This window comes from Streptococcus sp. 10824 (assembly GCF_013276595.1).
GTDB classification, from domain to species: Bacteria; Bacillota; Bacilli; order Lactobacillales; family Streptococcaceae; genus Streptococcus; species Streptococcus pseudopneumoniae.
The window spans coordinates 1-7,065 of record NZ_VMLH01000097.1; the positions used below are offsets into that span (position 1 = coordinate 1).

At 41.9% G+C, this 7,065-nt stretch carries 6 protein-coding genes and 1 pseudogene; 6 read left to right on the top strand and 1 reads right to left on the bottom strand.

The genetic code is table 11. The annotated features are described in order from the left end of the window. A pseudogene (locus HT701_RS08955) lies at window positions 1-730 on the top strand (IS630 family transposase); the annotation flags it as partial. Window positions 731-909: 179 nt separating this feature from the next. Here HT701_RS08955 and HT701_RS08960 read toward each other — a convergent pair. Further along, the gene (locus HT701_RS08960) at window positions 910-1,722 is read right to left on the bottom strand and encodes a Cof-type HAD-IIB family hydrolase (RefSeq protein WP_172931443.1); all 813 of its coding nucleotides are present in this window, start codon (window positions 1,720-1,722) and stop codon (window positions 910-912) included. Window positions 1,723-1,911: 189 nt separating this feature from the next. On the opposite strand from HT701_RS08960, the gene HT701_RS08965 reads away from it, so the two are divergent. The 5 genes from HT701_RS08965 (at window position 1,912) to folE (ending at window position 7,023) form a co-directional block, all read left to right on the top strand. After that, window positions 1,912-3,330: an NCS2 family permease gene (locus HT701_RS08965; RefSeq protein WP_000359286.1), complete on the top strand. Its 1,419-nt coding sequence runs from the start codon at window positions 1,912-1,914 to the stop codon at window positions 3,328-3,330. Window positions 3,331-3,382: 52 nt separating this feature from the next. Then, on the top strand, window positions 3,383-4,090 hold the full coding sequence (locus HT701_RS08970; RefSeq protein ID WP_172931444.1) for a CPBP family intramembrane glutamic endopeptidase: 708 nt from the start codon (window positions 3,383-3,385) through the stop codon (window positions 4,088-4,090). A gap of 93 nt (window positions 4,091-4,183) precedes the next feature. After that, entirely contained in the window at window positions 4,184-5,164 is a 981-nt protein-coding gene (gene folP, locus HT701_RS08975; RefSeq protein ID WP_172931445.1) for a dihydropteroate synthase, read from the top strand. Between the two features lies 1 nt (window position 5,165). Next, on the top strand, window positions 5,166-6,488 hold the full coding sequence (locus tag HT701_RS08980; RefSeq protein WP_172931446.1) for a folylpolyglutamate synthase/dihydrofolate synthase family protein: 1,323 nt from the start codon (window positions 5,166-5,168) through the stop codon (window positions 6,486-6,488). Continuing rightward, window positions 6,469-7,023 (top strand): GTP cyclohydrolase I FolE, encoded by a 555-nt coding sequence (gene folE, locus HT701_RS08985; protein WP_000380913.1) that lies wholly within the window; start codon window positions 6,469-6,471, stop codon window positions 7,021-7,023. The genes HT701_RS08980 and folE overlap by 20 nt, the downstream gene beginning before the upstream one ends. Window positions 7,024-7,065: the final 42 nt, after the last annotated feature.

Sequence of the window (7,065 nt, forward strand, 5' to 3'; positions counted from 1 at the left end):
GCCTTATTTCAGGCTTATAAAAAGGAGTTAGGTTCTTCCTACACACGTGATGACTTTTATCAACTCTTGAAGCGCCATGGTTGGCGAAATATTAGGCCACGTCCAGAACATCCCAAGAAAGCAGACGTTCAAACCATTGTCGCGTCTAAAAATAAAATCTCAATTCAAGAAGACAAGAAAGCGCTTTAAAACCAGTAGGCATTTTCGTAAGGTTCGCTTGATGTACCAAGATGAGGCTGGTTTCGGTAGAATCAGTAAACTGGGATCTTGTTGGGCTCCAATGGGAGTAGGTCCACATGTCCATAGTCACTATATACGAGAATTTTGCTATTGTTATGGAGCTGTTGATGCCCATACAGGCGAATCATTTTTCTTAATCGCTGGTGGATGTCATACTGAGTGGATGAACGCCTTTTTAGAAGAGCTTTCACAAGCTTATCCAGATGATTATCTTTTACTCGTTATGGACAATGCTATATGGCATAAATCAAGTACCTTAAAGATTCCGACTAATATTGGCTTTACCTTTATTCCTCCATACACACCAGAGATGAACCCCATTGAACAAGTGTGGAAAGAGATTCGTAAACGTGGATTTAAGAATAAAGCCTTTCGAACTTTGGAAGATGTCATGAATCAACTTCAAGATGTTATACAAGGACTGGAGAAGGAGGTGATAACGTCCATCGTTAATCGGAGATGGACTAGAATGCTTTTTGAAAGTAGATGAGTATAACTGGTTGATGAGACTGTGAAAAGAGCATAAAGACCAGCTTGCAAGCTGGTCATACTCTTCGAAAATCTCTTCAAACCACGTCAGCTTCATCTACAACCTCAAAGCAGTGCTTTGAGCAACCTACGGCTAGCTTCCTAGTTTGCTCTTTGATTCTCATTGAGTATCAGTATAGGTTATAAGAATAAGTCTTGTAGGGTTTTGGCAACCCCATCTTGGTCGTTGGTAAGGGAAATTTGCTCATCTGCATAAGGGAGTAGCTCTGGATTGGCATTTTTCATGGCATAACCCTTCCCAGCAAAAGCGAGCATTTCGGTATCATTGTGTTCATCTCCAAAGGCAATCAAATCTTTTTTGTCACGATTCATTATCTTGAGCAAGTAGTCCAAAGCAAAGGCCTTGTTGACACCTTTTGGGGTACATTCAAGGATATTGAGCGGACCTCCCCAGGTATTGATAGAAAGTTGATGCTGGTAGAAGGCGTTCATTTCTTTTGCCAAGGCATATTTGTCACTGGCTCTGGTCTGCAAGAGGATACAGTTAGGGTCCTTGGTCACCAATTCAGGCTGGAATTGATCTTCAGGTTGGAAAGCTTCTACACCAAATAGTTTGGGATTGGCAATTTCTTCATTAGGATTTGTAATGTAGAATTTTTTACGGTATTCTCCAGCGATAAAATCGGCTTGAATGTCCTCTGAACGTCGAACCATGTCTAGCAGATATTTTTTGTCTACAGTCAAACACTTTTCAAAATCCCAAACTTGGTCTGGTAAATGAGTAAGGGAGCCGTTGAAATTAATCATAGGAGTGTCTAGGCCTAGTTCACGGTAAAAATCTTTTGACATGCGGTAAGGGCGACCTGTCGTAATAATGACCTGATGCCCTTTTTCAGCAACTTTTTTAATGGTTTCTTTGGTAAAGTCAGAAATTTGACTGTCTGAGTTGAGCAGGGTTCCATCCAGGTCAACTGCAATAATTTTTTTCGTCATAGGGACCTTTCTAGTGTCTTTTCAGATAAGATGTCTACTATTATAACAGAAAGCAGGCAGAAAAGCAGATTCGAAACAAAAAAAGAAATTTCATCAAATTCTTAAATAAATCAAACAAAGATATTGAAAAAGTGAATGATAAATGATATAATTCTATTATTGTTCGTAAAAATTAAAAGGAGATTGATAATGGACAAATTATTTAAACTAAAAGAGAACGGTACAGACGTTCGTACAGAGGTTCTCGCTGGTTTAACAACTTTCTTTGCAATGAGCTATATTCTCTTTGTAAACCCACAAATTCTTTCGCAAACAGGGATGCCTGCTCAGGGTGTCTTCCTCGCAACGATTATCGGTGCAGTAGCGGGTACCTTGATGATGGCCTTCTATGCTAACTTGCCATACGCTCAAGCACCAGGTATGGGACTCAATGCCTTCTTTACCTTTACAGTTGTATTTGGACTTGGTTATTCATGGCAAGAAGCCCTAGCTATGGTCTTCATCTGTGGAATTATCTCATTGATTATTACCTTGACAAATGTTCGTAAAATGATCATTGAATCGATTCCAAATGCCCTTCGCTCAGCTATTTCAGCTGGTATCGGTGTCTTCCTTGCCTATGTAGGGATTAAGAATGCTGGACTTTTGAAATTCACGATTGATCCAGGCAACTATACTGTTGTAGGAGAAGGGGCTGACAAAGCTCAAGCAACGATTGCAGCAAACTCTTCAGCAGTTCCAGGATTGGTCAGCTTTAATAATCCAGCTGTTTTAGTGGCTCTTGCAGGACTTGCTATCACAATTTTCTTTGTCATTAAAGGGATTAAAGGGGGAATTATCCTCTCTATCTTGACAACAACTGTTCTTGCTATCGCAGTTGGTTTGGTAGATTTGTCAAGCATCGATTTTGCTAATAACCATGTTGGTGCAGCCTTTGAAGACTTGAAGACAGTCTTTGGTGCAGCTCTTGGTTCAGAAGGTTTGGGAGCTTTGATTTCAGATACAGCTCGCTTGCCTGAAACTCTGATGGCTATTCTTGCCTTCTCATTGACAGATATTTTTGACACGATTGGTACCTTGATTGGTACAGGTGAAAAAGTTGGTATCGTAGCGACAAATGGTGAAAACCACCAATCAGCTAAGTTGGATAAGGCTCTTTACTCTGACTTGATTGGTACTTCAATTGGTGCCATCGCTGGTACTTCGAACGTAACGACTTATGTCGAGTCTGCTGCTGGTATCGGTGCAGGTGGACGTACTGGTTTGACAGCCTTGGTCGTGGCAATCTGTTTTGCGATCTCAAGCTTCTTTAGCCCACTTCTAGCGATTGTACCAACAGCCGCTACAGCTCCAATCTTGATTATCGTTGGGATTATGATGTTGGCTAGCTTGAAAAATATCCATTGGGATGATATGTCTGAAGCGGTTCCTGCTTTCTTCACATCTATCTTTATGGGATTCAGCTACTCTATCACTCAAGGGATTGCAGTTGGTTTCTTGACTTACACTTTGACTAAGCTTGTTAAAGGTCAAGCTAAAGATGTTCATGTCATGATTTGGATTTTGGATGCCTTGTTTATCCTTAACTACATCAGCATGGCCTTATAATAGGATAACCCAGGGGGATTTTCCCCCTTTTTGAATACAAAGGAGATGGGTGATGAAAGAGAAAAATATGTGGAAAGAATTATTGAATCGTGCAGGCTGGCTGTTAATCTTTTTGCTGGCGACAATTTTATATCAGATTCCTATAGGGGTTACTGCTATTTTAACCTTAAGAGAAGTACCGCTATTACAGTCAGGACTGATAGTTGCTGGTATTTCGATTGTGGTTCTGGTGCTATTTATTATTGGAGCTCGTAAAACGCAATTAGCAAGTTTTAATTTTTCATTTTTTAGAGCTAAGGATTTGGCACGTTTGGGATTAAGTTATTTAGTCATTATCTGTTCAAATATACTTGGTTCTATCTTGTTACAACTGTCAAATGAGACGACAACAGGTAACCAGTCTCAGATTAACGATATGGTTCAGAATAGTTCTCTGATTTCCAGTTTCTTCTTGTTGGCCTTGCTTGCTCCAATTTGTGAGGAAATCTTGTGCCGTGGGATTGTTCCTAAAAAGATTTTCCGAGGAAAAGAGAACTTGGGATTTATAGTCGGTACGATTGTGTTTGCTTTATTGCATCAACCAAGTAATTTACCTTCTTTATTGATTTATGGAGGTATGTCGATCGTTCTGTCTTGGACGGCTTACAAGACCCAACGTTTGGAAATGTCTATCTTACTTCACATGATTGTGAATGGGGTTGTTTTCTGTTTGTTGGCTCTCGTGGTGATTTTGAGTCGGACATTAGGGATTTCTGTTTAAGATTTTTGACAATTGCTTGCTTGTTTCTACTGGGAAAAAAATGAATGCAATCGTGTCCATCTTTTTCTTTTTATGGTAAAATAGAGAAATAATATGATGAAAAGCCTTGAGGGAGTGACCGATATGTCAACTAAAGCCAATCATGCAAAGACAGCTATTTGCGGAATTATCAATGTAACCCCAGACTCCTTTTCGGATGGTGGTCAATTTTTTGCTCTTGAGCAGGCACTCCAGCAGGCTCGTAAATTGATAGCAGAAGGGGCTAGTATGCTAGATATCGGCGGAGAATCGACTCGGCCTCGGCCGGGAAGCAGCTATGTTGAGATAGAAGAGGAAATCCAGCGTGTTGTTCCAGTTATTAAGGCTATTCGCAAGGAAAGTGATGTCCTCATCTCTATTGATACTTGGAAGAGCCAGGTAGCAGAGGCTGCTTTGGCTGCTGGTGCCAATCTAGTCAACGATATCACTGGTCTCATGGGCGATGAAAAAATGGCTCGTGTGGTTGCTAAGGCTGGAGCGAAAGTGGTTATCATGTTTAATCCAGTCATGGCTCGTCCTCAGCATCCTAGCTCGCTCATCTTTCCTCATTTTGGCTTTGGACAAGCTTTTACAGAGGAAGAGTTAGCTGACTTTGAAACATTGCCAATCGAAGACTTGATGGATGCTTTCTTTGAACGAGCACTAGCGAGAGCAAATCAAGCTGGAATTGCACAAGAAAATATCCTGTTGGATTCAGGAATTGGCTTTGGTCTGACCAAGAAAGAAAATCTGCTTCTTTTACGGGATCTGGATAAACTACATCAGAAGGGCTATCCAATCTTTCTTGGAGTGTCGCGCAAGCGGTTTGTCATCAATATCCTTGAAGAAAGTGGTTTTGAAGTCAATCCTGAGACCGAACTTGGTTTCCGCAATCGAGATACAGCTTCGGCTCATGTAACTAGTATTGCTACAAGACAGGGTGTAGAAGTGGTGCGCGTGCATGACGTAGCTAGTCACAGGATGGCAGTTGAAATTGCCTCCGCCATTCGTCTAGCTGATGAAGCGGAAAATCTAGATTTAAAACAATATAAATAAGATGAAAGAAATTGAAAACAATCAGTGGATTGCTAACTACCGGACGGACCAACCGCATTTTGGCTTGGAACGAATGGTGGAACTGTTAGCTTTGCGTGGCAATCCCCATCTCAAACTCAAGGTCATCCATATTGGAGGAACCAATGGCAAGGGTTCGACCATTGCTTTTTTGAAAAATATGCTAGAAAAACTAGGGCTGAGAGTTGGTGTTTTCAGCTCGCCCTATCTCATTCATTATACAGACCAGATTAGCATCAATGGGGTATCTATCCCAGAGGTTAGACTAGAATCCCTCATGGCGGACTACCGGTCTTTGCTGGAGGGGGGAGCAGCCGCTAGTTTACAGGGCACAACCGAGTTTGAGATTATCACAGCCATAGCCTATGACTACTTTGCCTCAGAGCAAGTAGAAGTGGCTATCATGGAAGTCGGCATGGGTGGGCTTTTAGATAGTACCAATGTCTGCCAGCCTATTTTGACAGGAATTACAACTATTGGATTGGATCATGTGGCCCTACTTGGTGACACCCTGGAAGCCATAGCAGAGCAGAAAGCTGGTATTATCAAACAAGGTATTCCTTTGGTGACAGGTCGTATCGCTCCAGAAGCTTTGGCTGTGATTGACCGCATTGCGGAAGGGAAAGATGCGCCGAGAATTGCCTATGGGAAAGATTATCAAGTTTGTCATCAAGAGAGTGTGGTTACAGGCGAAGTCTTTGACTATACAAGTGTTGTCAGACAAGGTCGCTTCCAGACTGGTCTGCTTGGCTTGCACCAGATAGAGAATGCTGGGATGACCATAGCTTTACTTGATACTTTTTGTAAAGAAGATGGTCGAGAACTAGTAAGCAATGACCTGCTTGGTCAAGCCTTGGAAGAAACAAGTTGGCCGGGGCGTTTGGAAATCGTGTCAAGAGACCCCCTGATGATTTTGGATGGAGCCCACAATCCCCATGCTATCAAGGCTTTATTGACAACCTTACAAGAACGCTTTGCGGATTATCGTAAGGAAATCCTCTTTACTTGTATCAAAACCAAGGCCTTGGAGGATATGTTGGATTTGTTGGAGCAAGTCCCAGATACCGAGCTTACCCTGACACATTTTGACGATAATCGGGCGACTGATGAAAAAGTGCTGGAAGAGGCAGCTAAGTCTAGAAATCTCAGCTACCAAGGTTGGCAGGATTTTCTAGAGCAGAAATTGACAGATAAAAAAGAAGAGAAAAAAACAGTTAGGATTGTCACAGGTTCCTTGTATTTCTTGAGCCAAGTGAGAGCCTATCTGATGGAGAGGAAAAACGAAAATGGATACACAAAAGATTGAAGCAGCTGTAAAAATGATTATCGAGGCTGTCGGAGAGGACGCTAACCGCGAGGGCTTGCAGGAAACACCTGCTCGTGTAGCCCGTATGTACCAAGAGATTTTTTCAGGTCTTGGTCAAACAGCGGAGGAGCATTTGTCAAAATCCTTTGAGATTATTGACGATAATATGGTGGTAGAAAAGGATATCTTTTTCCACACCATGTGTGAGCACCACTTCTTGCCATTTTATGGGAAAGCGCATATTGCCTACATTCCAGATGGTCGTGTGGCAGGCTTGTCTAAGCTAGCCCGTACGGTTGAAGTTTATTCGAAAAAGCCGCAAATTCAAGAACGGTTGAATATCGAAGTAGCCGATGCCTTGATGGAGTATCTAGGTGCTAAAGGAGCTTTTGTTGTCATTGAGGCGGAACATATGTGTATGAGCATGCGTGGTGTTAGAAAACCAGGTACTGCAACCTTGACGACAGTAGCTCGTGGTCTATTTGAAACAGATAAGGACCTTCGAGACCAAGCTTATCGTTTAATGGGACTATAATACTCTTCGAAAATCAAATTCAAACCACGTCAGCTTCCATCT